The sequence below is a fragment of the Sulfitobacter sp. genome, assembly GCF_041552635.1.
Taxonomy (GTDB): Bacteria; Pseudomonadota; Alphaproteobacteria; order Rhodobacterales; family Rhodobacteraceae; genus Sulfitobacter.
Genome location: NZ_JBFEKM010000370.1, coordinates 1 through 1,354, shown reverse-complemented (window position 1 = coordinate 1,354; position 1,354 = coordinate 1). Strand labels below are relative to the sequence as shown.

Here is a 1,354-nt window from a genome sequence, read left to right as displayed (position 1 = left end):
GGCGTAAGCGATGCCCGCAATGAACAGATCAGCGGCCTGATCGGCAGGCATGGCAGCGGCAAGCTGCCTGGCGACGGCTTCGGGCAGGGGGCAAGGCGGTCTTTTATCGCGTTACGGGTGTTGGCGTTCCCAGCAGCCCCCTCCAACTGTCGGCGCTTTCGCGGCAACATTCAGGGTCTCAATCTGATCAAGGAAAGGATATTTGAGCTTTTTGACAAGATTGGCGTCGCTGATCCCCGTGTCGTGGGATCTGAATGCCCCCATCAGGGCCGTCATGCGATTGATATCGCTGTCAAATTTATCGCAGACATTTTTGAATGCGCCAACATCCATGGCCCCCACCATTGCGGCCATAGCAGCGGGGTGGTTGCCCGGCCCGCCTTCATCGAGCATTTCCTTAAGCTGGGGCGTCCCCGCAAATTCGGTGGCAAGGAGCTTGAGTTTGTCGGGCGCGGGGTCACAGCCATCGGCGGCCAAAGCGGCCAGCACATCAAGATTGCCATCCGGGGTCGTGGTCACAAATTCCGCAAAATCCGCCGCGTCGGGTAAAAAGGCCCTGAGCACGTCGCTGAGCGGTGGGATGTCGGGCATCGCGCTGGCCATCGCAACAAAGGTTTCGGGATCGGGAAGGGCGTCGATAATGATCAAAAGATCGCCGGGCGCATCCAGCTTGCTGGCAAGATCGGCGCGGTCGGCAACGGTCTTGCCAGAGGCGCTGGCCCCGTCCACGAAGGCTCTGATCTTGGTGTCCAAATTTTTGAGGGTCATAGGGCGATCACCTCTTCCAAAGCACTGCGTGCCTTCTGTTCAAGGGCATCAAGCCGGGATTTTTCTTTAGTGAACAAACTGGCGTCGTCGGGGCGTGCGACGGCATTGATACGTTTTTCGGCGGCGGCCAAGGCGGTGGACAGTTTCGCCAAATCGCGGCCAAGCGCGGCAAGGTCGGAAATCAAGGCCTCTGCCGGGGCAAGATCGGTTTTTACACGCTCAAGCGCATCGGAGACCCGCTTGGTGAAAACCGGAGTCTGGGTGGTGCTCAAGGCGCGGCCGGGGGGGAGGCGATCAGGCCCAGCTCGGCTTCTCCGGCGACGCGTAGTTTTTCGACCACGGTTTCGGTGGCTGTGTTCAGCGCGTCCATGCGCCCCTCGATGTCTTCGACCTCGGTCGCGAGGGTGGGGATTGCTGTCAGGGTCAACGCCATGGTGTCGATTTCGGCTTTGACCGGATCGCGCAAGGGGGCGGGCGTGTCGGCAGGCAGGCTGTGCAAAAGCTTGGTCAGACGGTCGTTCAAGGTGGCAGCAGCATTGCGCGCTTTATTCAGCTTGTCGACAATCTGTGCGGATATCGCATCGGC

General features: G+C 60.0%; 3 protein-coding genes. All 3 read right to left on the bottom strand.

Annotation, left to right across the window (positions count from 1 at the left end):
* Window positions 1-111 precede the first annotated feature (111 nt).
* On the bottom strand, window positions 112-768 hold the full coding sequence (locus ABYT07_RS21160; RefSeq protein WP_372993961.1) for a hypothetical protein: 657 nt from the start codon (window positions 766-768) through the stop codon (window positions 112-114).
* Window positions 765-1,040, bottom strand: coding sequence for a hypothetical protein (locus tag ABYT07_RS21155; protein WP_372993960.1), 276 nt, complete (start codon window positions 1,038-1,040; stop codon window positions 765-767). Before ABYT07_RS21155 ends, ABYT07_RS21160 begins: the two co-directional genes overlap by 4 nt.
* Window positions 1,037-1,354 (bottom strand): hypothetical protein (locus ABYT07_RS21150; RefSeq protein WP_372993959.1); only part of this gene is annotated, 318 nt, incomplete at its 5' end. The genes ABYT07_RS21150 and ABYT07_RS21155, both read right to left, overlap by 4 nt.